General features: G+C 66.0%; 22 protein-coding genes and 1 other RNA gene. 15 read left to right on the top strand and 8 right to left on the bottom strand.

Going from position 1 to position 26,034, the window contains the following annotated elements; genetic code table 11:
• Positions 1-10: 10 nt before the first annotated feature.
• From IB243_RS14740 to dapF, 5 genes are all read right to left on the bottom strand, one after another.
• Complete coding sequence (locus IB243_RS14740) at positions 11-1,246, bottom strand: class I SAM-dependent rRNA methyltransferase (protein WP_192427927.1); 1,236 nt, start codon at positions 1,244-1,246, stop codon at positions 11-13.
• Positions 1,247-1,331: 85 nt separating this feature from the next.
• The gene (gene lepB / locus IB243_RS14745; RefSeq protein ID WP_192427929.1) at positions 1,332-2,003 is read right to left on the bottom strand and encodes a signal peptidase I; all 672 of its coding nucleotides are present in this window, start codon (positions 2,001-2,003) and stop codon (positions 1,332-1,334) included.
• A gap of 243 nt (positions 2,004-2,246) precedes the next feature.
• Positions 2,247-3,215 (bottom strand): tyrosine recombinase XerC, encoded by a 969-nt coding sequence (locus IB243_RS14750; RefSeq protein ID WP_192428056.1) that lies wholly within the window; start codon positions 3,213-3,215, stop codon positions 2,247-2,249.
• A gap of 128 nt (positions 3,216-3,343) precedes the next feature.
• Positions 3,344-4,033, bottom strand: a complete 690-nt coding sequence (locus IB243_RS14755) for a DUF484 family protein (protein ID WP_010462386.1) — start codon at positions 4,031-4,033, stop codon at positions 3,344-3,346.
• Complete coding sequence (dapF, locus tag IB243_RS14760; protein ID WP_192427930.1) at positions 4,030-4,911, bottom strand: diaminopimelate epimerase; 882 nt, start codon at positions 4,909-4,911, stop codon at positions 4,030-4,032. The genes IB243_RS14755 and dapF overlap by 4 nt, the downstream gene beginning before the upstream one ends.
• 116 nt (positions 4,912-5,027) lie before the next feature.
• Here dapF and IB243_RS14765 point away from each other — a divergent pair, with 116 nt between their 5' ends.
• Complete coding sequence (locus IB243_RS14765; RefSeq protein ID WP_192427932.1) at positions 5,028-5,732, top strand: glutathione S-transferase N-terminal domain-containing protein; 705 nt, start codon at positions 5,028-5,030, stop codon at positions 5,730-5,732.
• On the opposite strand, the gene IB243_RS14770 is transcribed toward IB243_RS14765, so the two are convergent.
• On the bottom strand, positions 5,729-6,613 hold the full coding sequence (locus tag IB243_RS14770; RefSeq protein ID WP_192427934.1) for a LysR family transcriptional regulator: 885 nt from the start codon (positions 6,611-6,613) through the stop codon (positions 5,729-5,731). The two genes, IB243_RS14765 and IB243_RS14770, sit on opposite strands and share 4 nt — an antisense overlap.
• A 113-nt stretch (positions 6,614-6,726) precedes the next feature.
• Here IB243_RS14770 and IB243_RS14775 point away from each other — a divergent pair, with 113 nt between their 5' ends.
• The 5 genes from IB243_RS14775 to IB243_RS14795 all read left to right on the top strand — a co-directional run bounded on the left by IB243_RS14775 (position 6,727) and on the right by IB243_RS14795 (position 13,402).
• Positions 6,727-7,929: an MFS transporter gene (locus IB243_RS14775; protein ID WP_192427936.1), complete on the top strand. Its 1,203-nt coding sequence runs from the start codon at positions 6,727-6,729 to the stop codon at positions 7,927-7,929.
• Positions 7,930-8,019: 90 nt separating this feature from the next.
• Positions 8,020-9,699: an MBL fold metallo-hydrolase gene (locus tag IB243_RS14780; RefSeq protein WP_192427938.1), complete on the top strand. Its 1,680-nt coding sequence runs from the start codon at positions 8,020-8,022 to the stop codon at positions 9,697-9,699.
• A 171-nt stretch (positions 9,700-9,870) separates the two neighbouring features.
• Complete coding sequence (locus IB243_RS14785; protein ID WP_057271910.1) at positions 9,871-10,656, top strand: rRNA pseudouridine synthase; 786 nt, start codon at positions 9,871-9,873, stop codon at positions 10,654-10,656.
• Positions 10,657-10,907: 251 nt separating this feature from the next.
• Positions 10,908-12,170 carry a YjgN family protein gene (locus IB243_RS14790; RefSeq protein WP_029413947.1) on the top strand — a complete coding sequence of 421 codons (1,263 nt, stop codon included), beginning with the start codon at positions 10,908-10,910 and terminating at the stop codon, positions 12,168-12,170.
• 2 nt (positions 12,171-12,172) lie between these two features.
• Positions 12,173-13,402 (top strand): M48 family metallopeptidase, encoded by a 1,230-nt coding sequence (locus tag IB243_RS14795; RefSeq protein WP_192427940.1) that lies wholly within the window; start codon positions 12,173-12,175, stop codon positions 13,400-13,402.
• A 75-nt stretch (positions 13,403-13,477) separates the two neighbouring features.
• On the opposite strand, the gene rnpB is transcribed toward IB243_RS14795, so the two are convergent.
• Together rnpB and rtcR are read right to left on the bottom strand one after the other, a co-directional pair.
• Positions 13,478-13,918, bottom strand: an RNA gene (rnpB, locus tag IB243_RS14800) — RNase P RNA component class A.
• Positions 13,919-13,928: 10 nt separating this feature from the next.
• Entirely contained in the window at positions 13,929-15,563 is a 1,635-nt protein-coding gene (gene rtcR / locus IB243_RS14805) for an RNA repair transcriptional activator RtcR (RefSeq protein WP_192427942.1), read from the bottom strand.
• 724 nt (positions 15,564-16,287) lie between these two features.
• On the opposite strand from rtcR, the gene IB243_RS14810 reads away from it, so the two are divergent.
• The 9 genes from IB243_RS14810 (at position 16,288) to IB243_RS14850 (ending at position 26,021) form a co-directional block, all read left to right on the top strand.
• Complete coding sequence (locus IB243_RS14810) at positions 16,288-17,427, top strand: slipin family protein (protein ID WP_192428058.1); 1,140 nt, start codon at positions 16,288-16,290, stop codon at positions 17,425-17,427.
• 9 nt (positions 17,428-17,436) lie between these two features.
• On the top strand, positions 17,437-18,243 hold the full coding sequence (locus IB243_RS14815; RefSeq protein WP_192427944.1) for a hypothetical protein: 807 nt from the start codon (positions 17,437-17,439) through the stop codon (positions 18,241-18,243).
• A 27-nt stretch (positions 18,244-18,270) separates the two neighbouring features.
• The gene (locus IB243_RS14820) at positions 18,271-19,491 is read left to right on the top strand and encodes an RtcB family protein (protein ID WP_192427946.1); all 1,221 of its coding nucleotides are present in this window, start codon (positions 18,271-18,273) and stop codon (positions 19,489-19,491) included.
• 39 nt (positions 19,492-19,530) lie between these two features.
• Positions 19,531-20,181 (top strand): hypothetical protein, encoded by a 651-nt coding sequence (locus IB243_RS14825; RefSeq protein WP_225584956.1) that lies wholly within the window; start codon positions 19,531-19,533, stop codon positions 20,179-20,181.
• Between the two features lie 7 nt (positions 20,182-20,188).
• Positions 20,189-21,274, top strand: coding sequence for an RNA 3'-terminal phosphate cyclase (gene rtcA / locus IB243_RS14830; RefSeq protein WP_225584957.1), 1,086 nt, complete (start codon positions 20,189-20,191; stop codon positions 21,272-21,274).
• A 169-nt stretch (positions 21,275-21,443) separates the two neighbouring features.
• A complete protein-coding gene (gene cysK, locus IB243_RS14835; protein WP_010462416.1) occupies positions 21,444-22,361 on the top strand; it encodes a cysteine synthase A in 918 nt (305 codons plus the stop codon).
• Positions 22,362-22,951: 590 nt separating this feature from the next.
• Complete coding sequence (locus tag IB243_RS14840) at positions 22,952-23,716, top strand: endonuclease/exonuclease/phosphatase family protein (RefSeq protein ID WP_057271916.1); 765 nt, start codon at positions 22,952-22,954, stop codon at positions 23,714-23,716.
• Positions 23,713-24,951, top strand: a complete 1,239-nt coding sequence (gene clsB, locus IB243_RS14845; RefSeq protein ID WP_192427948.1) for a cardiolipin synthase ClsB — start codon at positions 23,713-23,715, stop codon at positions 24,949-24,951. The genes IB243_RS14840 and clsB overlap by 4 nt, the downstream gene beginning before the upstream one ends.
• A 20-nt stretch (positions 24,952-24,971) precedes the next feature.
• Complete coding sequence (locus IB243_RS14850; protein WP_192427950.1) at positions 24,972-26,021, top strand: lysylphosphatidylglycerol synthase domain-containing protein; 1,050 nt, start codon at positions 24,972-24,974, stop codon at positions 26,019-26,021.
• Positions 26,022-26,034 lie beyond the last annotated feature (13 nt).

Here is a 26,034-nt window from a genome sequence, read left to right on the forward strand (position 1 = left end):
GCCAAAATCATCAGGATTTTCGCATCACCACCAGTCCCTTGAGGTACTCGCCCTCCGGGAACTCCAGCGTCATGGGGTGGTCGGGCGCGCCGCCCAGGCGCTCCAGGATGAAGCCATCCACGCCCGCATCCGCGCCCGCCGACGCCACGATCTTGTGGAACAGGTCGGCGCTGATGCCGCCCGAACACGAGAAGGTAAACAGCACCCCGCCCGGGGTCAGCAGTTGCAGCGCCAGCCGGTTGATGTCCTTGTAGGCGCGAGCCGCGCGTTCGGCGTGCGCTGCGGTCGGCGCAAACTTGGGCGGGTCGAGCACGATGGCATCAAACCGCTGGCCTTCCTTGAGGAACTGGCGCAGCGAGGCGTTCACGTCCGCATCCAGGAAGCTCGCGCGGTTCAGATCGAAGCCGTTGAGCGCCACGTGGGCACGTGCGCGCTCCAGTGCAGGGCCGGACGAGTCGATGGAGGTCACATGCCCTTCCGCGGATGCGCCCGCCGCCCGCATGCCCGCCAGCGCGGCCACGCTGAAACCGCCGGTGTAGCAAAAGCAGTTGAGCACATGCTTGAAGCCCAGTCGCTGCGCGTAGTCGGCAAAACGCTTGCGGCTGTCGCGCTGGTCCAGGTAGAAGCCGGTCTTGTGGCCCTCGGCGATGTTCAGCGTCAGGCGCCACTGGTGTTCGTGGATGGCGAGTTCGAGCGGTGGCCCCTCGCTGTCGCCGCCCGCGCCCATGGGCCCGCCGCGCAGCCAGCCGGTGGCGGGCTCCAGGCCTTCGAGGGTGCGCACGCTGGCGTCCGAGCGTTCATACAGCTTGGTCAGACCCGTCTCGCGCAACAGGGCGTCGGCAATCACATCCTTCCAGCGCTCGGTGCCCGCGCTGGTGAACTGAGCCACCAAGGTATCGCCATAACGGTCCACGATAAGCCCGGGAAGGCCGTCGGATTCGCCGTGCACCAGGCGCACGCCATCACTTTGCACATCAAAACGGGCTCTGGCGATGATGGAACGTGCGCAAGCAGCTATGAAAAACGGAGCATCAATGCGCTGCGCCTCGTCAAAGCTCCACACCCGCGCGCGGATGCGCGAGCTGGGGCTGTAAGCGGCCCAGGCCAGGAACTGGCCTTCGTGCGACTCCACACGCACGGTCTCGCCGCTGTCGCCACCGCCCTTGGCGATGGCCGATTCAAAGATCCAGGGGTGGCGGCGCAAGAGCGAGCGCTCTTTGCCAGGGCGAAGGCGAAGGGTTTTCATGATGGAGCGATTGTCGCGTGAATGCGCCCCACGCTGACCCTGCAAGTGCGACGCTGCCCTACGCCGCGCGCACTGAATGCCGCCGTCAGAGGGGATGCCCGATGCGGCCCAGGCGCGGCGCCCAGCTCGCAAGGATGTCCGCCGACACCAGCACCCGGCGCGCCTGCCCGATGAGCAGGTGGCGCGGCACAAAACCGATGTAGCGCGAGTCGGCGCTGTTGTCGCGGTTGTCGCCCAGCACCAGGTATTCGCCCTCGGGCACCGTCACCGGGCCGAAGCTGCGGTGTGCCGTCACGCCCTGCAGCCACTGCACGCGCCGCTCGTGGCCCTGCACATGCTCCGTCCAGCGGGTGGCAGGCACCTGCGCTCCCAGCTCGGCCAGGTGTTCGGTCACGGCCTCGGGTGCGTCATAGCGTGCGGCCTCGCCGTTGAGGTACAGCACCTCGTCGCGCATCTCCACGGTGTCGCCGGGCAGCGCCGCAATGCGCTTGATCAGCCGCGTGCCATCGCGCGGAGACGAGAAGGTGACCACGTCGCCCCGCTCGGGCTCGCCCAGGCGGGCGAGCACCACATCGGTCAGCGGCAGTTTCAGGTCGTAGGCCAGGCGGTTGACGAACACCACATCGCCTTCGAGCAGCGTGGGCCGCATGGAGCCCGAAGGGATAGGGTTCCAGTCGGCCACCGCCGTGCGAAAGATGCCGAAGCACAGCAGCAGCACGATGAACCCACGGTTTGATTTGATCCAGTTCAGCAGCATGACGAGAACTCCACGGCGCTCTACAGCAAGCGCCCTCTGCTCGGATGCCGCGGCTTGCGGCTTGGTTCCGTGACACCAAACAACGCGGACAGCCCCGGGGCCGCCGGCATGCCCAACCAACGTCAGGAGCCGTCCACACGCCACCAACGCCTGCTGCGCGCGCCATCCCGACCAGTGCACCCGTGGAACTGGCTTTGCCAGGCCACCGGGTGCGTCCCCCTCCGGGGGAAGGCGCGAAGCGCCTCAGGGGGGCTTCTTTCTAGCGCGAGGATGCGCCGCGTCATACACCTTGGCCAGGTGCTGAAAATCGAGCCGCGTGTAGACCTGCGTGGTGGTGATGTTGGCGTGGCCCAGCAGCTCCTGCACCGCGCGCAGGTCGCCGCTGCTTTGCAGCAGGTGGCTGGCGAACGAGTGGCGCAGCATGTGCGGGTGCACCGGCGTGGTCAGCCCCGCCTGCTGGCTGCGCTGGCGCAGGCGCAGCCAGATCGACTGCGCAGTGAGCCGCTTGCCACGCTGGCCCACAAACAATGCCGTGTCGAGCCGCGCAGACCCCTCGCCGCCGAACGGTGTGGCCCGGAGCTGCAGCCAGGTCTGCAGCGCCTCGGTGGCCGCACGCCCCACGGGCACGCTGCGGCGCTTGCTGCCCTTGCCGAACACATGGGCCTCTCCCGCCTGCAGATCGACCCAGCCACGGCCCTGGCGCTGGGTGTCGGCATTGGGGATGGCGTCGAGCCCAGCCAACTCGCCCACGCGCAGGCCACAGCCGTACAGCAGCTCGACCATGGCCGCATCGCGCGCCTCCAGCCACGGGTCGGCGCCCTTGTTGTCGAATTCGGCCAGCCGCACGGCGTCGTCCACACCCAGCGCCTTGGGCAGAGGCTTGGGCGCCTTGGGGGCACGCACGTCCTGCACAGGGTTGTGCGGAATCAGCCCCTGCCGCCCCGCCCAGATGAAAAACCCGCGCCAGCCAGAGAGGATGAGCGCAATCCCCCGCCCGCTGCGCCCGCCGCTGTGCATCTGCGCCACAAAACGGCGGATGTGCGCGGTCTGCAGCTGCAGCAGGGGCACGCTGACCCCCGCCGCAAACTGCGCGAGCTTTTCAAGGTCCAGGGTGTAGAGCGTGAGCGTGCGCGCCGCCAGCCGCTTTTCGACGCGCACATGCTCCAGGTAGCGCAGGACGTGCGGGTCCGGGGGAATCTGTGTGGCCAGCATGTCGGACACGGGGCACTACCCAGGCAACTGGCGCGCACCAAGGCCAACGCCACCGTGGAACCGGCTTTGCCGGGCCGGGGGTGGCGTCCCCCCGCAGGGGGGAAGCGGCGCAGCCGCACAGGGGGGCATCACTTCAGCCGCAGCAGCGCGGCACTGGCGAGTTCTGCCATGCGCGACAGAAATTCCGTGCCCATGGTGGCATCAAAACGCTGCGGATCTTGCGAGCCCAGCACCAGCAGGCCAAAGGCGGGCGTGGCGCTGTCGATGGCGCCTTCGCGCAGCGGCAGCAGGGCCAGCGACTGGGCCGGCTCGCCCGCCTCGTTGGCCAGCCAGGCTGCGGGCTCAAAACCCAGGTTGGGGCCGCAGAACGGCATGGTGAGCGATGAGGCAAACGCGCGGGCGTCATCACTGGCGCCCTGGGTGAAGTCGGCGTCGATGTACGGCGCGGCCACCTCCCACACACGCACCGCAGCCTGGGGCACGTCGAACAGGGTGCGCACGCCATCGACCACGGCCTGGGGCAGGTCGAACGGGTCGCGCACTTGCAGCAGCGCGCTCGTCCACTGGTGCACCTTGTTGGCGATCGCCGCGTTTTCGGTGCTGTTGCGCACCATTTCCATGATGCGCTGCTCCAGGCCCTTGATCTTTTCGCGCAGCATTTCGGCCTGGCGCTCCTGCAAGCTCACGGCGCGGGCACCGTGGGGGCTGGTGATCTGCACACTCGCCAGCACCTCGGCATGGCGCTCGAAAAAGCCCGGCGTGTTGGTGAGGAACTGGGCGATGTCGTCTTCGGTGATCGGTGGGATGTGGGACGTCATAGGGGGGTGTCAGGAATGTCGATCTGGCCTTCGAACACCGTGGTGGCGGGGCCGGTCATAAAAACGGAATCGGTGCCGGCACCGCTCCACGCAATGGTGAGGCGGCCGCCGCGCGTGTCCACATGCACCTCTTTATCAAGCAGACCCAGGCGGATGCCAGCCGCCACGGCCGCGCAGGCGCCTGAGCCGCAGGCCAGGGTTTCGCCCACGCCGCGCTCGAACACACGCAGCCGCACATGGGTGCGGTCCACGATCTGTAAAAAACCCGCATTCACGCGCTGCGGAAAACGCGCATGGCGCTCGACCAACGGGCCGGCTTCCAGCACAGGGGCGGTGTCCACGTTGTCCACCAGTTGCACGGCGTGCGGGTTCCCCATGGAGACCACCGCTACCAAAACAGTAGCTGTCAGCGCTTTACCATCCAGCGCCAGCGGCCATTTTTGTCCTGAACCTTGTGCCACGGCGGTCAAACCGCTGGCATCAAACGGCACCTGGGCAGGCTCGAACAACGGGCAGCCCATGTCCACAGTGACACGGCCATCGGGCGTGAGGCGGGGGGCGATCACGCCACTTTTGGTCTGCACCCGCAAGGTGTCTTTACCCGACAGGCCCTTGTCGTGCACAAAGCGCGCAAAGCAGCGGGCGCCGTTGCCACACTGCTCCACCTCGCCGCCGTCGGCGTTGTGGATCACGTATTCAAAGTCGATGCCGTCCGCTGGCGAAGGCCGCACGGTGAGGATCTGGTCGGCCCCCACGCCGAAGTGGCGGTCGGCCAGAAAACGGTATTGGGCGGTGCTGAGCCCCAGACGGCCCTGGGTTTCGTCGAGCACCACGAAATCGTTGCCCGCGCCCTGCATTTTGGTGAAGCGAATCTGCATCCGCCGGATTATCGTCGTTGGTGCCTGAATAACCTCGGACTGCACCGGTTTCACCACCCCATTAGGCTTGCGCTCTTTTGGCGCCGCTGTGGCCGCCACCAGCCAAGGATCCCTCCATGCCCGAACTTTCCACCTTCACCATCACCCACAAATGGCCCGCACAGCACCCGGATCGCCTCCAGCTGTATTCGTTGCCCACGCCCAACGGCGTGAAGGTATCGATTGCACTCGAAGAGTTGGGCCTGCCCTACGAGCCGCACCTGGTGAGCTTTGAAACCAACGACCAGACCTCGCCCGAGTTCCTGTCGCTCAACCCCAACAACAAGATTCCGGCCATCCTCGACCCTCACGGGCCCGGCGGCCAGCCGCTGGCGTTGTTCGAGTCGGGCGCCATCCTGTTGTACCTTGCCGACAAGACCGGCCAGCTGATCCCGCAGGACGCCGCCGCGCGCTACGAAACCATCCAGTGGGTGATGTGGCAGATGGGCGGCGTCGGCCCCATGTTTGGCCAGCTCGGGTTCTTCCACAAATTTGCGGGCAAGGACTATGAAGACAAGCGCCCGCGTGACCGCTACGTGGCCGAATCGAAACGCCTGCTGGGCGTGCTGAACCAGCGCCTGGCGGGCCGCCAATGGGTGATGGGCGACCAGTACACCATTGCCGACATCGCCATCCTGCCATGGGTGCGCAACCTGATCGGTTTCTACGGCGCGGGTTACCTGGTGGAATTCAGTCAATTCACCGAAGTGCAGCGCGTGCTGGACGTCTTTGTGGCCCGCCCGGCAGTGATCAAGGGCCTGAACATCCCGGCACGCGGCTAGCCCATGCGCTCCTGCAAAAAATCCAGAAAACACGCAATGCGCGCGGCCAACTGCGTGTTGCGGTAGTACACCGCGTTGATGGGCTGGCGCACGTCCACCGTGTCGCGCGCCAGCACCTGCACCAGGCGGCCAGCCTCGCGGTCGCCTGCGGTCATGAAGTCCGACAGGCATACCAGCCCCACATGCGCGAGCGCCAGCTGCCGCAGGGTTTCACCGCTCGACGCCGTGAGGCTGGGCACGATGGGCCACGCGTCCCCATGCACGCCCCGCAGCGGCCAATGGTTAAGCGACTCTGGCTGGTTGAAGCCCAGCAGCGTGTGGCTGGCCAGGTCGACCACGCTTTTGGGCTTGCCCGCACGCGCCAGGTAATCCGGGCTGGCCAACACCCGCAAGCGGCTGGTGCACAGGGGGCGCGCGTGCAGGGTCGAGTCCTGCAACGGGCCGATGCGGATCGCCACGTCCGTGCGTCGCTCCAGCAGGTCGATGTACGCCTCGTCTGTGTCCAGTTGCAGCGTGATCTGCGGGTAGGCCTTGCGAAACGCTGGCACCAGCGGCACCACGGCGTGCAGCATGAAGGGTGTGGCCGCGTTCACGCGCAGGCGGCCTGCGGGCTGCTGGCGGCGCGCAGCCATGCTTTCTTCGGCATCCTCAATGGAGGCCAGGATGGCGCGCGTGCGCAGCAGGAAGGCCTGCCCCTCCTCGGTCAGCTCGGTGCGGCGGGTGGTGCGGCGCAGCAGCGTGGTGTCGAGCTTTTTCTCCAGCCGCGCCAGCGCCCGGCTGATGCCCGAGACCGTCTGGCCCAGCTGGTCGGCGGCGGCAGTGATCGAACTGCCATCCACCACGGCGACAAAGGCCTGCAGCTCTTCCAGCGTGGTTTTCATGGATTTCTCCATTCTTGATTGTTGATTCACAGTCAACTATCTATCGAGCGTAACCGTCTTTTTCTGCAAGACTGAAAACCCCACACTCCGTCCCATTCCACAGGAGTGTTCCCATGCCCATTGCCTTGCTCGCGCTGACGCTCAGCGCTTTTGCCGTCGGCACGACCGAGTTCGTGATCGTTGGCCTGCTGCCCACCGTGGCGGCAGACCTTTCCATCAGCATCCCCTCGGCGGGCCTGCTGGTCAGCCTGTATGCCCTGGGGGTCGCCGTGGGCGCCCCGGTGCTCACCGCACTCACCGGCAAGCTCCCGCGCAAGGCGCTGCTGCTGTCGCTGATGGCCTTGTTCACCGCCGGCAACCTGCTGGCCTGGCGGGCGCCCAGCTACGAGACGCTGGTGGCCGCACGCATCCTCACCGGCCTCGCGCACGGCGTGTTCTTTTCCATCGGCTCGACCATCGCCACCGGCCTCGTGCCGCGCGAAAAGGCGGCCAGCGCGATTGCCATCATGTTCACCGGCCTCACGGTGGCGCTGGTCACCGGCGTGCCACTGGGCACCTTCATCGGCCAGCACTTCGGCTGGCGCGAGACCTTCCTGGCCGTCTCGGCCCTGGGCGTGGTCGCCTTCATCGGCAGCGCGATTTTTGTGCCACGCAACATCGCCCACACCGCACCCGCCTCGCTGCTGCAACAGGCCAGGGTGCTGGCCGAGCCGCGCCTGCTGCTGGTGTATGCCAAGACGGCCATCGGCTATGGCGGCACGTTCATTCCGTTCACCTTTCTCGCGCCCATCCTCACGGACATCTCGGGCTTCAGCGCGGGCGCCGTGGGCTGGGTGATGCTGGTGTACGGTGTTTCGGTGGCCGTGGGCAACCTGTGGGGTGGCCGGCTGGCCGACCGGCTGGGGCCCATCCCGGCGCTGCGCATCATCTTTGCGCTGCTGGCGGCCGTGTTGTTGTTGCTGCAGTTCACCGCGCCCTACCCCTGGCTGGCGCTGGGCACCGTGCTGTTGTGGGGCGCCGTGGCGTTTGGCAATGTGCCGGGGCTGCAGGTGTATGTGGTCAAGCAGGCCGAGCGCTTCACGCCGCAGGCGGTGGACGTGGCCTCGGGCCTGAACATCGCAGCGTTCAACCTGGGCATTGCAGGTGCTGCCTGGGCCGGGGGCCTGATCGTGACGCACCTGGGCCTGCACCACACGCCGTGGATTGGTGCGCTGGTGGTGCTGGTGTCGCTCGCCCTCACGCAATGGAGCGGCGTGCTCGACCGGCGCAGCGGCATCCCCGTGCGCAGCAGCGGGCCGGTGCCTGTGGGGCACTGAAGCACCGCCCCACGCCGCAGAGGCGGGGCCAGGGCCGTTCTCCAAGGCGGCGGGCGAGCACCAACGGCGCGCCACCTCGATAATGGCCCGATGCCCCGCATCTCCCAACAACTGCACCCCCACCGCGAACCTGTGGCCACGCGCCCGGCAGCCACCGTGCTGTTGCTGCGCGATACCCCGCATGAAGGAGGGTTCGAAGTCCTCATGACCCGGCGCTCCGACAAGGCCAGCTTTGCACCGGGCGCCTATGTGTTCCCGGGCGGTGGCATCGATGCGCTGGATGCGCAATCGCACGCCTGCGCCGACCGCCGCCCCACACAAAGCGACCAGCACCTCACCCAGGCCATCGCCGCCATCCGCGAGAGTTTTGAAGAGCTGGGCGTGCTGCTGGCCCGCCATGCCGATGGCCCCCGCAAGGGTTGGATGGCCGATGCGCAGGACATCGCCGGCATCGACCGCCACCAGCCTTTTGCCGCGCAGTGCCAGGCCCGAGGCCTGCGCCTGGCGGCCGACAGCGTTTTCCTGCTGGCCCACTGGACCACCGACCGCGACCTGCCACGCCGCTTCGAGGTGCCTTTTCTCGTGGCGCGCATGCCCGAGGGCCAGGAGCCCGTGGCCGACGAAGCCGAGCAATTCGAGCCCGTGTGGGTGCGCCCGGCCGATGCGCTGGCGCGGCATGAGGCGGGGCAATTCTTCATGATCTTCCCGACCATCCGCACGTTGCAGCGGCTGGCATCTTTTGCCACCACGCAGGCCGTGTTCGACGCTCTGGCCGACGAGTTGCCCCTGTGGACCAGCTGCCCGCGCGCGGGCACCTTGGCCGGCAAGGAGGCGCGCTACATGGAAAGCGACACACCCTACGGCGAGCTGGCGCTGGTGTGCCCCGACGGGCAGATCGTGCACCTGCTGGACTGGCAGACCGAGCGCCCCGTGCCGCTGCTGCGCAACGTGCAGCGGTTGACCGCGCCGAACCCCGGCGTGATGACCGGCCCCGGCACCAACAGCTACCTGGTGGGCGACCCGGCCACGGGCTTCATCGCCATCGACCCGGGCCCGGCAGATACCGAACACCTGGACAAGCTCTGGCGCGCCGCCGGGGGCGACATCCACATGATCGTGTGCACCCATTCGCACCCCGACCACTCGCCCGGCGCCGCGCCGCTGCAGGCACTGTGTGTGCAGGCGGGCAAAGCCCGCCCGCCCATCCTGGGCCTGCCCTCGGCGCCCACTGCCCGCGCGGCCAGCGCCTTTGCGCCCGATCAGTCGCTACAAAATAATGAGCTGCTCGCGCTTGATGGACAAACGCCAGAGGGCAAAAAAACCCATACCCTGCGGGTGATTCACACCCCCGGCCACGCGGCCAACCACCTGTGCCTGCTGCTGGTGGAAGACGCCCTGCTCTTCAGCGGCGACCACATCCTGAACGGCAGCACCACGGTGGTGGACCCGCCCGACGGCAACATGGCCGACTACCTCGATTCGCTGGACCGGCTCGACGCGGTGTGCGCCGAACACGGCGTGGAATTCATCCTGCCCGCGCACGGCTATGTTCTGGGTGATGCACGCGGCGCGATTGCCAAGCTGAAGGCCCACCGCCTGGCCCGCGAGGCCAAGGTGCTGGCCGCCATGCAGGCGCTGCCCCAGGGCAGCATGGATGACTGGGTACGGCACGCGTATGACGACGTGCCCCCGCGCATGTGGCCCGTGGCCCAGCGCTCGCTGCTGGCCCATGTAGAACGCCTCCGTTCGCAGCAGCCCGGGAATGATTGATGCCCCCTGAGGCGCTGAGCGCCTTCCCCCTCAGGGGACGCCACCGGTGGCCCGGCAAAGCCGGTTCCACGGTGGCACTGGCATGCGGCAGCGCCCGTTTTGAAGGCACCGCCGACAATCACGCATTTGCCCCTTCGATTCCCATAGGCGCATGCCGACCCTCCTCATCCCATGACCGACAAGAACCCTGATCCCACCCACATCCGCCTGGCCAAACGCGTGGCCGACCAACTGAACTGCTCGCGCAGCACGGCCGAGCAGTTCATCGAAGGCGGCTTCGTGAGCGTGGACGGCCAGGTGGTGGAAGCGCCCGGCGCCCGCGTGCGCCCCGACCAGGCCGTGACGGTGGCAAAAGACGCCAGCCTGCTGGAGCTGACCCCGGTGACCTTGCTGCTGCACAAGCCGGTGGGGTTTGAAGCGGGCCTGGGTCTGCCCGCCGGGCAAGCGGCCCACGCCAGCCGCAGCCAGGGTGCCGCTGCAGCCGCCACGCTGCTGGGGCCTGCATCCCACCTGGCCGAAGACGCCTCGGGCATCCGCGTGCTGCAGCGCCATTTCAAGCAGCTGGAATGTTTCACGCCGCTGCCCACCGAGGCCAGCGGGCTGGTGGTTTACACCCAGGACAAGCGCATCGCGCGCAAGCTGGCCGAAGACATTGAGTCGCTGGAGCAGGAATGCATCGTGGAGGTGAAAGGCGACATCGCATCGAACGGACTGCAGCGCCTGTGCCACGGCCTCTCGTTCAATGGCCGCCCGCTGCCGCCCATCAAGGTGAGCTGGCAAAGCGAGACCAAGCTGCGGTTTGCACTCAAGGGCATCCGCCCCGGCCAGATCCCGGCCATGTGCGATGCCGTGGGCCTGGCCGTGGTCGCCTTGAAGCGCATCCGCATCGGCCGCGTGCCGCTGGCCAAGGTGCCCGAGGGGCAGTGGCGGTATTTGCAGCCGTGGGAGAGGTTCTGACTCCCCCTGGGTCACCTTCGGCGCCATCCCCCTGAGGGGGACGCACCCGGTGGCCTGGCAAAGCCAGTTCCACGGGTGCGCTGGCGGGGCCGCGCCAGTTGCTAACGACGGGATTGGTAGCGCCATCGCGGGCCAATTTGCTACCAAAAACATAGCTTCCAGCGCTCATTAATAAAGCGCTAGGAGCCGATTTTGCTTGAACTTTCCTCCCTAAGCCGCTGCTACACTGCGCGGCAAACAGGAGGGAGTTCATGAGCCAACCACCATCAGACAGCACAGCGGGACCGATGTCCACGTTCATGCCGCAGAACATCGACGCGCATCCGCTTGAATTCACGGGCAGCGGGGGCGAATATTTCCGGGTGTGGATCGTCAACGTGCTGCTGTCCATCGTCACCCTGGGCATCTACACCCCCTGGGCCCGGCGCCGCACTGCGCAGTATTTCTACAGCCACACGCTGGTGGCAGGCAGCCCCCTCGAATTCACTGCGCAGCAACGCAAGATGGTGATGGGTTTTGTACTGCTGATGCTGATCACCCTGGCCTACAACATCGCGGCCAACACGGGCCAGGATGCTGCCGTGGGCGTCTTGCTGCTGACGGGCGCCGTGCTCTCGCCCCTGATCTGGGGCAGTGCCATGCGTTTTCGCCTGGGCGCCACGCGCTGGCGCGGCCTGCGCCTGCAGTTCACCGCCCACTGGAAAGAGGTCTACCTCGCCAGCTGGCCCCTTTTTGCGCTGGCGCTGGTGTGGTTTGGGGTGTTCTTCGGCATGCAGATCCTGTCGCCCGAACTGGCCGACGTCTTGCAGGAGGTCGAAGATGAAGCAGCCAACCCCAAGATGCCATCGTTCACCCCTGCCATGGGCGGCCTGCTGCTGCTGGGCCTGGTGCTGACGGTGCTGTGTTTCATCCGCCTTGAATACAACTACAAGAGCCTGCTGGTGCTCAAGGCCCAGGTGGGCGCCGAAAAAGGCCGCTGGAAGCCGGTGTACATGGACTTCGTCAAGGTGTGGCTGGCCACGGTGGCCGTGTTCATCCTGTGTGTGGTGGGCTTCGCGGCGCTGATCGGCATCCTGGCAGGCAGCTCCATCGCCCTGGTGGCCAGCCAGAGCGACCGCCTGGGCCTGTGGATGTTTGTGGTGATCATCGTGTCCATCGTGGCGGGCATCTTCATGCTGATCCTGGCATCGGCCCCCGCCCGGGCGTACCGCGAGGCACGCATGTTCCAGCTGATGTGGAACAACATCGGCGTGAGCCACGTGGCGCGGTTCAAGTGCCACCTGAAGAGTGGTCGCTACGTGGGGCTGCGCATCAAGAACATGCTGTTCACCCTGCTCACGCTGGGGCTGTACCGCCCGTTTGCGCGGGTGAGTGAATACCGCATGAAACTCGAATCCGTCACCCTGCATGTCAAGGGCGGCGTGGAACAGGTGGCGGGCGCGATGGTGCGCCAGCAGCAAAACGGCCTGGGCGATGCGCTGGCGGATGCTGCGGGCCTGGACCTCATCGGTTGAGCATGCCCGTCCCAGTGAACACAGACCTGATCCAAGGACGCTGGTTCGACGGCCAGAGCAGCAGAGCCCGCCCCGTGATGGTGAGCCTGCGGCCCACGCCGCAGGGCCCGTCGCTGGTGCTGCACCCGCTATCCCAGCCCGGCACCGAGCCGGTTGTGTTCGCCTGGAAGGACGTGGGCTGGCCGGAGGCCTGGAACGAACACAAGCCCCAACCCCGGGTGGTCGTGGACCTGCGGGACCACGGTAGCCTGGAGATCGATGCCGTCAGCGAATGGCGCGCCGCCCTGGCCGCCGCTGGTGAACGCCCGGGCCTGGCCCAGCGCATGCAGACCCGCTGGCCCGTGCTGCTGGGTGTGACGGCTGCAGCCGTCATCGGCCTCACGCTGTTCTACCGCTATGGCACGCCCTGGGCAGCCACCCAACTCACCCGCTTTGTGCCCCTGGGCTGGGAAACCAGCGTGGCCGAGAACGTGCTGCGCCAGATGGACGATGGCACGCTCAAGCCCAGCAAGCTGCCCAAGGAGCGGCAGGATCAGCTCAAGGCGCGCTTTGACGCCCTGGTGCAGCACACGCCCCCCGCCCTGCAGCGCTACCCCGGCTACCAGCCCCCTTTGAGCCTGGAGTTCCGCTCCGGCATGGGTGCCAATGCCTTTGCCCTGCCCGGCGGCAAGATCGTGATGACCGACGGCATCGTGAAAGCAGCCACCGACAAGGGCCTGCCCGATGACGCGCTGGTGGGCGTGCTGGCCCACGAGATCGGCCATGTGGTGTACCGCCACACTACCCGCATGGTGGTGGAGCAAGGGGTGCTCAACATGGGACTGGGCCTTGCGCTCGGAGACGTATCGGCGATTGTGTCCACCGGTGCCTCGGTGCTCACCGGCCTGGCCTACAGCCGCAGCCACGAACGCGAAGCCGACTGCTACGCCATCGCCGTGATGGGCCAGGCAGCCCTGCCCACGGCGCCCATGGGCAAGCTGCTGCTGGCCATTGCGCAGGATGAAGAGGAAGAAGACAACAAAAAGAAGAAAGAAGAGAAAGAAAGCCAGGACAAGGCGGCGGCACCAGCGGCCGCGCCCGGCGCGAGCAGCCCCGAACGCCCGCGCAAGCGCAAGATGGCGGAAGACATGGCTTCGCACCCTGTCTGGTCACTGCTGAGCAGCCACCCCGACACCGTGGAGCGGGCCACGGAGCTGGAAAAGGGACACGCGCCCCACTGCGCGAAAAGCTGAATAGCCGTGGCGTGCTCCGCGCTGGGCATGGCCGACACCGCTGGCGCCCGCTCCAGGCAGGGAGAAGAAAATAAAATGTGAAGCGCGCCGATAAGCCGGATTCTGTGCACCACGGTTGCCCGCAGTGTGACCGCCATTAATCTGGGCCGGGTGTCGCCACCACGGCTCGGTGCTACCTACCCGCCAACTCTGCGGAACCACATCAACGTTGGCCTACTTGGTATTGCTGCGCGTAGAGATTGCCCGTTTCACCCGAAGCGGGCGCCGCCCGCTTCGGGTGACTATGGTCTTTGCGGCTTGCGCCGCAAACCGTCTGGCTTGCGCCAGCCGTACCCGCTCGCGCGGGTGACCGATAGAACACCTTCGGTGGCTTGCTGCCTGCTCCGACTCGTCTCTGTTGCTCTGATCCTCACCTCACGGTGGGCAGCCGTTAGCTGCTACGCTGTCCTGTGCAGTCCGGACGTTCCTCCAGTGCCTGGTTTCCCAGATTGCACCAGCGGCGGTCTGGCGCGCTTCACGGGCGGGATTATCGCCCAGCGGCAGCGACACGATCCCAGTCCAGCCCAAAACGCGCCAGGTACTTGCGCAGCCGGTCCGCATCATTGACCACCGTGCGCTGGGTGCGCGAGGCCTGGAACAGCTGGCGCCCCGCGTCGGACAGGGTGCGGGCCTGGCGGCACACCTGCAGCACGGCCGCCAGTTGCAGCTGGTCGAACAGGTCCATGGCTTCCACCGTTTCTTCACCCAGCAGGACCGCAAGATCGTCGCGACCCAATGCGCCGTGCGTGGACGCCAAACCGTTGCGCGCGTCGCTGGCGGGCTGCCACAACCAGCGCAGTCGGGCCATTTCGGCCTCGACCAGGGGCAGGCCAATGCGGCCGCTGTCGGCCAGTGTGGCCAGGCGTGTCACGCTGGCCGAGAGGTCGCGGAAGTTGCCGGTCCACAGCGCCTCGGGCGACTGGGCATAGCGCAGGTAGGCGGCGCGCGCCTCATTGGAAAAGCGCACGCTGCGGCCCAGCTCGGCGCCTGCGCGGGCCAGCTGGTGGTCTACATTGGGCTCGATGTCTTCAGGCCGCTGCGCCAGGCCCGGCAGCACATAGCTCCAGAGGTTGATGCGCGCGTACAGGTCTTCACGAAAGCGCCCTGCCGCCACCTCGGTGCGCAGGTCGCGGTTGGTGCCGGCGATCAGCTCGAAGTCACTGGCCACTTCCCGGTCGCTGCCCATGGGGTAGAAGCGCTTTTCCTCCACCGCCTTGAGCAGCATGGCCTGCTCGTCCAGGCCCAGTTCGCCAATCTCGTCGAGGAACAGCACGCCCTTGTGTGCCGTGCGCAGCAGGCCCGCACGGTCGGCCGCTGCGCCGGTGAAGGCGCCCTTTTTGTGGCCAAACAGCGTGGACGCTGCGCCGTCGCCATGCAGCGTGGCGCAGTTCACTTCCACGAACTCGCCCTCCACCTGGTGGCGCGACTTTTTCAGCTCGAACATGCGCCGCGCCAGGTGAGACTTGCCCGCACCCGTGGGCCCGGTGAACAGGATGGGCGCACGCGAGCGCACCGCCACGCGCTCCACTTCGTCGATCAGCGCGTTGAAGCGCGCATTGCGCGTGGCAATGCCGCTCTTGAGGAATTGCACTGCATCGCGCTGCTCGGCGCCGAAGCGCTGGGCGATCACGTCATAACGCGACAGGTCCAGGTCGATCAGCGCATAGCTGCCGGGGTCGCCCATCTGCTGGCGTTTGGGAGGCGAGGTTTGCGCCAGCACGCCCGGAATGCGGCGCGATTCCACCAGCAAAAACAGGCAAATCTGCGCCACGTGGGTGCCGGTGGTGATGTGGGTCCAGTATTCCTCGCGCTCGGTGTCAAAGCGGTAGGTCTGGGTCCAGTCAAACAGCTTGGCATACACCTCGCCAAAGTCCCACGGGTCGGCAATGGGCAGGGGCACCAGGTTGACCGTGGTCTCGGGCGAAGCGGTGGCCATGTCCGCGCGCACCTGCTGGGCCAGCTCGCGGTGCGGCGGGGTGTACAGCAGCTCCAGCCGCTCGATCACCACGTCTTCATGCTGCACCAGCGACACCGTGGGGCGCCACTTCTCCCACCGCCCTGCGCCCCTGCCGGAGTCGAGCTGGGTGCCCAGGAAACCGATCACGACCTTGTGTTTGCGCATCCCATTTGTCTATTTAGCTAGCTTTCATTCTAGTTAATCCAAATATGCAGACAAAACCTATCCAATGCCTTCGAGAATTTCTCCATATAAATCAACAGCTTAAAAATTTTTCGCTCACAACACACTGGCTGGCACACATCTGGCAATAAGGAAGACATCCAGTGCAAGCGGTGACCGCTCACAGGCCGGGGTTAGGACCAACGTTCGCCCCGCCGGTGCAGGGAATCCGGGCCATCAAGGCCTTGTCGATTCCCCGCATGCCGCACACACCGCAAACGCTGGGTAACGGCAAGGTCGGGTGACGCCTCGCAAGAGGACGTGCCGGGTTCGACTCCCGGCTTGCCACCACTGGTAGCTCAGTCTGGTAGAGCCCCCCGAAAGGGGTTGTCGCAGGTTCGATTCCTGCCCATGGCCGCAAGGCCAGCACTTGGAAGTACCGGTCGAAAGACCACCCGCCGAACGCGGGGAGTTGCCCCAAGGTGGCGTTTTTGGACGCAACCGCAAGGCAAGGCCCCGTCAGCCGGTGGCGGTTTGTGCCAGCACCCGGCACAGCCCGCGCCCGCAGCCAGCCACGCTGCCGCCCTGCTTGCAGGGCAGCAACCACGGCGCACTGCAGGGCCCTGGCTGCGCCCGCTGACACCCCGCCATCGCTGTAACGGCACCCTGATTGCCATGACAACAACGAAGAAGCAACGACAACGAAAGAACGAGGAGAAGAAAAATGATGAAGTTGATCCAACGCACCACCGTGAAGAAGAACGAACGCGCACTGCTTCTGCGCAACGGCAGCTTTGACCGCTTGCTCCAAAGCGGCACCTACTGGCTGTTTGCGGGCATGGACCAGCTGCGCGTAGAGACCTTCGCCCTCGAACAACCCGCCTTCACCCACGGCCTGGCCGACTACCTGATGGCGCAGGAACCCGCCGTGGTGGCAGCAGAGTTTGTGCAAGTGAACCTGTCGGAACAGCAAGTGGGCCTGCGCAGCGAGAACGGCGTGCTGGTCGAGGTGCTGCCGCCCGGCACCCGCCGCCTTTATTGGAAAGGCCTGGTGGAGGTGAATGTGCAGGTGATCGACCTGGAGGCAGGCCCCGAGCTGCCCGCCGCCCTGGTGGCGCGCCTGACACACACACAACTGCGCCAGCGCAGCGTGACCGGATTGACTGGCGTGCTGCAGGTGCAGGTGCCCGAGGGCCAGTGCGCGCTGCTCACCATCGACGGCAAAGTGGATCGGCTGCTGCCTGCGGGCGCCTACGCGTTCTGGAGGTACGGCCGCACCATCGCCGTGGAGCTGGTGGACCTGCGCCTGCAGACCGTAGAGGTCTCTGGCCAGGACATCATGACCCGCGACAAGGTGAGCCTGCGGCTGAACCTGTCTGCCACCTTTCGCTACACCGATGTGCTGCGCGCCTTTGCCCAGTTGCAAAAGCCTACCGATCACCTGTACCGCGAACTGCAGTTTGCGCTGCGCGCCGCCGTGGGCACCCGCACGCTCGATGAGCTGCTGGAGAACAAGACGGTGATCGACGACGTGGTGACCGCTCACATGGCCGCCAAATTGCAGCCCTTCGGCATGCTGCTGGAGAGCGTGGGTGTGAAGGACATCGTGCTGCCTGGCGAGATGAAGACCATCCTGACGCAGGTGGTGCAAGCGGAGAAGCAGGCCCAGGCCAACGTGATCCGCCGCCGCGAGGAAACCGCCGCAACGCGCTCGCTGCTCAACACGGCGAAAGTGATGGAGGACAACCCCGTCGCCCTGCGCATGAAGGAGCTGGAGACGCTGGAGCGCGTGGCTGAACGCATCGACAAGATCTCGGTGTTTGGTGGCCTGGACCAGGTGCTCAATGGCCTGGTGAAAATGCGATGAAAGAGAACCATGAAAAAGAAACCAACGACTGCCGCGACGCCTCTGGAAGTCGCCACACAAGCTGTCTACCAGACCTTTGCGAAATACCAGGCACCGCATGGGCTGCTGGACGTCTGCACCGGCTGCTGCATGGATGCCGAGCTGGAGCGCGAGATGCGCCGCCTGCCTCTGCGCCTGCTGACCCGGGAGCATTTCTACCAGTACAACGACTCGGCCAAGAGCGCCGTACAACCCGCTGACGAGATTAAGTACTACCTGCCTCGCATGCTGGAATTGCTAGCGCAAGGCGCCCGTCTGCACCACTCCACCGAGCTGTACCTGGACCGGCTGGGGCGTTGCGAGGCCGGTGCATATTCCGCTGACGAGGCAGCGGCACTGCAGAGCTATGCGCGGTCATTCTTTTCCGAGGGCCTGGCGCACTGGGAGCCTGACAGTGAGGGGCTTTTCCAGGGAGAGTACGCATTCAGCATCTTGCTCATGTGGGACTATGCCGGCGTCCCCCTGGCGCCCTTGCTGGACGACTGGTTGGCAGACGACCGCGAAGCGGCGACGCTGAACTTTGTAGATTCCTACTACTGGGAATACTGGACGAATGGCGGAGCGATCTCCAACGCGTTTGCCGAAGCGCCCTTTCATGCCGCCATGCAGGCATGGCTGAATGATCCGCAAGTCAAAGCCGCGTGGGCACACAAGCTATTAAAGCTGGCAGAGGACGGGCCACCCGCCGATTGGCGCCCGGCATGCGCCAAATGCGGCCAGATCCACTACCCGCTGACCGAACGCATTGCAGCTGTCTTTGATGCAACGGCCAGCTGAAGATGAACGACAGAACAGGAAAAAGATATGAACAACTACGAACAATATGAAGTCCCCAACGGCGTGCCCGTGAAGATGTGGACGAACGGCGTGCCCGTGGAGGAAGAAGCCCGGAACCAGCTACGCAACATTGCACGCCTGCCCGTCGTGTTCAAGCACGTGGCGGTGATGCCCGACGTGCACCTGGGAATCGGCGCCACCATCGGCTCGGTCGTGCCCACACTCAAGGCCATCATCCCCGCTGCGGTGGGCGTGGACCTGGGGTGCGGAATGATGGCGTGCAAGACCACGCTCACTGCCAGCGACCTGCCCGACAACCTGTCCGGCGTGCGCGCCGCCATCGAGCGCGCGGTGCCAGTGGGGATGACGCCCAAGCGCTTTGGCCGCGATAAGGGGAGCTGGGATACGCCGCCCGCCGAGACCGACCGCGCCTGGGCAGGTCTGGTGGATGAGTTCGATGAGATTTGCGAAGCGCACCCCCGCATCAAGAACACCAACAACTACAAGCACCTGGGAACGCTGGGCACGGGTAACCACTTCATCGAGATCTGCCTGGACGAACACCAGTCCGTGTGGGTGATGCTGCACTCGGGCTCGCGTGGGGTGGGTAACGCCATCGGCACCCACTTCATCGAGCTGGCCAAGAAGGACGCCGAGATGAACCAGCGCAACCTGCCGGACAAGGACCTGGCGTACTTCGAGGAAGGCGCGCAGTACTTCGGTGACTACGTGAAGGCCGTGGGGTGGGCGCAGAAGTTTGCCGCCGCCAACCGCGAGGTGATGATGGGCCGCGTGATTGCCGCGCTGCGCAAGGTCATCACCAAGCCCTTCGAGACGCACGTGGAAGCCGTGAACTGCCACCACAACTACGTGCAGCGCGAAACGCACTTCGGGCAAGACGTGTTCGTGACCCGCAAGGGCGCGGTGAGTGCCGAGCAGGGCAAGCTGGGGATCATCCCGGGGAGCATGGGGGCCAAGAGCTTCATCGTGCGCGGAAAAGGCAACCCCGAGAGCTTCAACAGCTGCAGCCACGGCGCTGGCCGCACCATGAGCCGTACCAAGGCCAAGAAGATGTTCACCGTGGAAGACCAGATCAAAGCGACCGAAGGTGTGGAATGCCGAAAAGACGCGGACGTGATCGACGAGATTCCGATGGCGTACAAGAACATCGACGCGGTGATGGCTGCGCAGCAGGACCTGGTGGAGGTGGTGTACACGCTTAAGCAGGTGGTTTGTGTGAAGGGATGAAAACTGCCGATTCACTACAACTTTGATAGCACCTGGCGCTTGTCGATCAAGCGCCAGGGGCCATTTTTACCCACAACGAAAAACAAGAATGCTGCTTTCTATCCATCCGATGGACGGCTCGCAGCTGGGGAGAGAGGCGAAATGATTTCCGCCCAACTGATTCGTCAAGCCGAAACGGATATGAATGGACTCCATTCAGCCTGTCGTGCAGCGGCTTCGCGGAGGAATGGAAGCGCCGCGTTGCGCAAGGAGCATCTGCGCGCCGCAGAAGAGTTTCGAAAATACCAAAGCCCGTTGTTGGAACTATGGAGTGCACAAGCCCAGCGCGACATCGTGGCAGGTAGCGGTGGATGGCGCGGCACGGCCATTCTGTACTTGCAAATCAGCCCACGGTTCTTCCGCTCAGGCTATTTGCGCGATGTGGTCTGCACCAGACTCAAGCAAGCCTCGCTAACCCACTCCGAGCGCAAGGACGTGCAAGACGCTCTACTGACATCCATCGTTCGCCGCCCTTCCACGGGCAGCTTCCGATACGACTGCCGGCTGGCCATCAAAGTCGCAGACAGGTCATTTCTGCAAGAGCTACGCGCCCTGTGTAAGACCCGCAACCCGTGGATATCCGGCAGAGCGCAGCGCATGGAGCAAGTCATCCTGCGCCATGCCCCACCCTCTTTTCCAACCGACATCTGAGGTCAACTTGAGCGAGACACTTATCCGCCTCGGCAACGCAATTCACAGCCCCCTCACCCTCGACGGCTCCACCGGCGAAGGCGGCGGCCAGATCCTGCGCACCGGCCTGGCCCTCTCGATGGTCACCGGCCGCCCGTTGCACATCACACGCATCCGCGCGGGGCGACCCAAGCCGGGGCTGATGCGCCAGCACCTGGCCTGTGTGCAGGCGGCGGTGGCCGTGTGCGGCGGGCAGGCGGACGGCGCCGAGCTGGGCTCGCAAACGCTGGTGTTCACGCCTGGCGCAGTGTGTGCGGGCGACTACCGCTTTCAGATCGCCACGGCGGGCAGCTGCCTGCTGGTGCTGCAGACCGTGCTGCCCGCGCTGATGCTGGCGGGAGGCGAAAGCCGAGTGCAGCTGTCGGGCGGCACGCACAACCCGATGGCGCCGCCGTTTGATTTCCTGGAGCGGGCGTTTGCGCCGCTGTTGCGGCGGCTGGGTGTGGGGCTGGATCTGCAACTGCAGCGGCGCGGGTTCTACCCCGCTGGAGGTGGTGAGGTGCTGGCGCACATCACGCCTGCAGCGCTGCCGTTGACGCCAGTGGATGTACTGGAGCGCGGCCCGCTGCAAGACGCCTGGGGCGAAGCGCTGGTGCCGGGCCTGGCGCGCAACATCGCCACGCGTGAGCTGGACGCCCTGGGCCAGCGCATGGGCTGGACCTTTGAATCCGGCCGACTGCGCCAGCCCCCTGCGCGCCAGAACGAAGGCCCGGGCAATGCACTGCTTGCCACGCTGGAGTACGAACACATCACCGAGGTGTTCTGCCAGCTGGGCGAGCGCAGTGTATCGGCCGAGCAGGTCGCCAAACGGCTGGTGGACGAGCTACGCGGCTACCAGTGCAGCACGGGCGCCTTGGGCCCGCACTTGGCCGACCAGTGGATGCTGCCGCTGGCCCTGGCGGTGTGGCGCAGCGGGCGGGCCGCGCGCTACACCTGCACCGAGGTGACGCAGCACACGGCCACCAACGCGCAGACCATCGCGCTGGGCCTGCCGGTGCGGGTGCAGATCACGCCGGTGGACGGGGCCATGCGGGTCGATATCGCACCGGTGTAGCCCGCAGCCCGAACCAATGCACGGGCCGGTTCCGCAGGCAGGGGCTGGGGGCAGTCCCTGCTGGCCGGCCTGCAACCCACAGGCCCCGGCATATCCATATCACCCAGACAGCAGAACAAGTGGTTCAGAATGCGCGTCACACCCCTCTTTGCACCTCACAGGAGACGCCATGAAAGTTGACAACATTCTGCAGACCATCGGCAACACGCCCCACGTGCGCATCAACCGCCTGTTTGGCCCAGCGGCCAACGTGTGGGTGAAGTCCGAGCGCAGCAACCCCGGCGGCTCGATCAAGGACCGCATTGCGCTGTCGATGGTGGAAGACGCCGAGAAGTCGGGCGCGCTCCAGCCCGGCGGCACGATCATCGAGCCCACCTCGGGCAACACCGGCATTGGCCTGGCGCTGGTGGCGGCCGTCAAGGGCTACAAGCTCGTCCTCGTGATGCCCGACAGCATGAGCATCGAGCGCCGCCGCCTGATGCTGGCCTATGGTGCGCAGTTCGACCTGACCCCGCGCGAAAAAGGCATGAAGGGCGCGATCGCCCGCGCGCAGGAGTTGCAGGCCCAGACGCCCGGCTCGTGGATTCCGCAGCAGTTCGAGAACCCGGCCAACATCGACGTGCACGTGCGCACCACGGCGCAGGAGATCCTGGCGGACTTCCCTGATGGCATTGATGTGCTGATCACCGGCGTGGGCACGGGTGGCCACATCACCGGCGTGGCGCGGGTGCTCAAAGCCAAGTTCCCTCAGCTCAAGGTGTTTGCTGTGGAGCCCACGGCCTCGCCAGTGATCTCGGGTGGCGCACCGTCGCCCCACCCCATCCAGGGCATTGGCGCAGGGTTCATCCCCAAGAACCTCGACACCAGCCTACTCGACGGCGTGATCCAGGTCGATGCCGAACCGGCCCGGGAATACGCACGCCGCTCTGCGCGCGAAGAAGGCATCCTGGTGGGTATTTCGTCGGGCGCCACGCTGGCCGCCATTGCGCAGAAGCTGCCCGAGCTGCCCGCGGGCGCCAAGGTGCTGGGTTTCAACTACGACACGGGCGAGCGTTACCTGTCGGTGGAGGGGTTCCTGCCTGCATAAGTTGCCCCCTGAGGCGCGTCGCACCCTCCCCCCAAGGGGACGCACCCGGTAGCCTGGCAGAGCCAGTTCCACGGGTGCAATGGCCTGGGGTGCGCCAGTTTCCAAGGTGCGGGGGTGGCTAGCCCCTGGTGCCAGCCCTGAACCCGGCACGCAGCTAAGAACGTGTTCACGATCTCGCAGGAGTCACGTTGGAGCGCAATCGGGATGAGTGGATGCTTCGGATGCGCCGCATGGGCTCATGCCCATGCAAGCAGCCGGGGCGTCCAATCGCCCGATTTCGCTCCAACCCTTCGGGCAGCGGTCTTGGCCGGCGGTCTGCGGCGTTGCGGCGCTTGCCAATAGCCGAGCTATTGGCTGCGCACCGCGCCTAGCATCCCATCCCGCCAAGGCCGCTGCGCGACTCCTGGGAGATCGTGAACACGTTCTAAGACACGGGGTCAGGCGCCGAAAGCCTTTTTCGGCCAGCGCAGCACAAACCCACGGCCAGCCGTCCTACAGCGGCGGCGCACTGCGGCCCCAACAATCGTTTCACCCTTCGGCCCGCCCCTGGCGGCGCCCACGCCGAAGGGCACCACAACGATTGTTTGCCCATGGATACCATCCCATCACAGCCCATTGCGTTCAAGGTGCTCACCGTGAACGTGCACAAGGGCTTCACCACCTTCAACCGGCGCTTCATGCTGCACGAACTGCGCGAGGCCGTGCGGGGCGTCGCGGCAGACCTGGTCTTTCTGCAGGAAGTGCTGGGCACCCACCACCGGCACGCCAGCCGGTTCGCCAACTTTCCGCAGGTGCCCCACTACGAGTTCCTGGCCGACACCATCTGGTCGCAATACGCCTACGGCCGCAATGCGGTGTATGACAACGGCGACCACGGCAACGCCCTGCTGTCCAAGTTTCCGATCACGCACTACGAGAACCACGACATCTCGATCAGTGGGCCCGAGCGGCGCGGCATGCTGCATTGCGTGCTGCAGCCGCCCGGACACCATCTGCCGGTGCATGCAGTCTGCGTGCACCTGGGCCTGCAGGAATCCCACCGGCAGCGGCAGCTGATGCATGTGTGCGATCTGCTGCGCAGCTTTCCGGCCAACGAGCCCGTGGTGCTGGCCGGTGATTTCAACGACTGGCGCAACCGGGCACACGACATCCTGCACCGCGAGGCGGGCTTGCAGGAAGTCTTTGTGCAGGCCTTTGGCCGCCCGGTTCGCACCTTTCCGGCTGCCATGCCGCTGCTGGCACTGGACCGCATCTATGTGCGCAACGCCGCCGTGCATTCCCCCCTGGCGCTGCCCAAAAAGCCCTGGGACAAGCTCTCGGACCATGCGCCACTGGCGGCGGAGATCCTGCTATGAAACGCCCTGCCTTCAGCCTGCCGCGCTCGTCCCGCTGGGTGCCGGGGAACCAGTTCGAGTTGCTGGAAAACGGCGAGGATTTTTTCCCCCGCGTGTTCAACGCCATCACCAAGGCCCGGCGCGAAGTGATGCTGGAGACTTTCATCCTGTTCGACGACAAGATCGGGCAGGAACTGCACGCGGCCCTGCTGGCCGCAGCCCAGCGCGGCGTGGAGGTGCACGTGCTGGTGGATGGCTTTGGCTCGCCCGATCTGCCAGACACGTTTGTGGGCAGCCTGGTCGATGCGGGCGTGCGCTTTCGCATCTTTGACCCGGGCCGCCGCTTCCTGGGGCAGCGCCTGAACATGCTGCGCCGCATGCACCGCAAGATTGTGGTGGTGGACGGCGAGCTGGGGTTCATCGGCGGCATCAACTATTCGGCCGACCACGTGGCGGACTTTGGCCCCGAGGCCAAGCAGGACTATGCCGTGCAGGTGCGCGGGCCCATCGTGGCGCAGATGCAGCATTTCACACGCGAGGCGGTGCTCCACCGCAATGAGCGCAAGCGCCATCCAGCCTTAGACGCCGCCAGCCAGTCCCACGCGGGCACCGCACACGCCATTTTTGTGACCCGCGACAACCATGACCACCAGAGCGACATAGAGCGCCACTACCGCGTTGCCCTGCGGTCTGCGCGCCACCGGGTAGTGATTGCGAACGCCTACTTCTTCCCCGGATACCGCTTCATCCGCGAGATGCGGCGCGCCGCAAAACGTGGTGCGGATGTGCGGCTGATCCTGCAAGGCCAGCCCGACATGCCCATCGTGAAAACGGCGGCCGGCCTGCTTTACGACCATCTCCTGCGCGCGGGTGTCCGCATTTATGAATACTGCGACCGGCCGCTGCACGGCAAGGTGGCGCTGGTGGACGACGACTGGTCCACCGTGGGCTCGAGCAACCTCGACCCGCTGAGCCTGTCGCTGAACCTCGAAGCCAACGTGATCATCCGCGACCGTGCCTTCAACGACCACCTGTATGGCCGTCTCTCGCACCTGATGGAGAACAGCTGCAAGCAGATTGAAGCTGTCGCACCCGGCCGATGGAATGGCCTGCGTCTGCTGCGTAGCTATGCCGTCTTCCACCTCATGCGCTGGTTCCCGGCATGGGCGGGCTGGCTGCCCAAGCACCAGCCCACGATCACGCTGGCCAACCCGGGCACTGCGGCCGCAGAACCCACCGGCAGCGCAACCGCTTGACAACACCGGGCGTCCCCACCATGGCCACCCCCACGCTGCTCGCCGACACCGACGCCATGGAGGCGCCACGGCGCAAAACCAGCCAGCACGGCTGGCGCAACTGGCCGCGGCAGGCCTGGTGGCCCTGGGCCACCCGGGGGGTCGCCGCCGCTTTTTTTGCGACGGTGGCCTGGCTGATCTTTCGGCAAGCGCGCACGGTGGACTGGCCCGCCGTGCTGCAAGCCCTGCGCGACCTGCCCAGCACCGCACTGGCCATGGGCGGTGCACTGGCGTTGCTGAGCCACTTCACTTACGGCAGCTTTGACTGGGTGGGCCGCCATTGCAGCGGCCACCGGCTACCGCGCGCCACCACGCTGGGCATTGCCATGACCAGCTACCCGTTCACGCTCAACCTGGGTTCGCTGATTGGCGGTGTCGGCGTGCGCTACCGGCTGTATGCAAGGCGCGGCGTGGACCCGGGCACCATCGGCCAGGTGGTGGGCACCAGCATCCTGACGAACTGGGTGGGCTACCTGCTGCTCGCGGGTGTGCTGGCCTGGCTGTGGCAGCCGCCTGCGGTGGCGGGTTGGACGGTGGAGCCCTGGCAGTGGCGCCTGGGCGGGACGGTGCTGGGCAGCCTGCCCGTGGCCTACATGGCGCTGTGTGCGCTGCGCAGCGGGCGCGCACTCACGCTGCGCGGTCACGCGTTTCCGCTGCCCCGCTGGCCCGTGGCGCTGTGGCAGGTGGCCGCGTCGGCCACCAACTGGATGCTGATGGGTGCCGCGCTATGGACGGTGCTGCAACACCAGGTGAGTTACCCCGCCGCGCTGGCCACTGTGCTCCTGGGGGCCGTGGCCGGGCTGGTGTTGCGCGTGCCCGCCGGCCTGGGTGTGCTGGAGGCCGTGGGCGTGGCGCTGCTGGCCACCGACACGCTGGGGCAAGAAGAAGTGCTGGCGGCGCTGCTGGCCTACCGGGCGCTGTATTACTTTGGGCCGCTGGTGCTGGCGGCCGCAGCGTTCGGCGTGGCAGAGCTGCGTTGGCGCCAGCAGGCAGACCCGGACGCTGAAAGCACTTCAAACCAAAAAATATGAGTCAAATATGCCT

Source organism: Acidovorax sp. ACV01 (genome assembly GCF_014851495.1).
GTDB lineage: Bacteria > Pseudomonadota > Gammaproteobacteria > Burkholderiales > Burkholderiaceae_C > Acidovorax > Acidovorax radicis.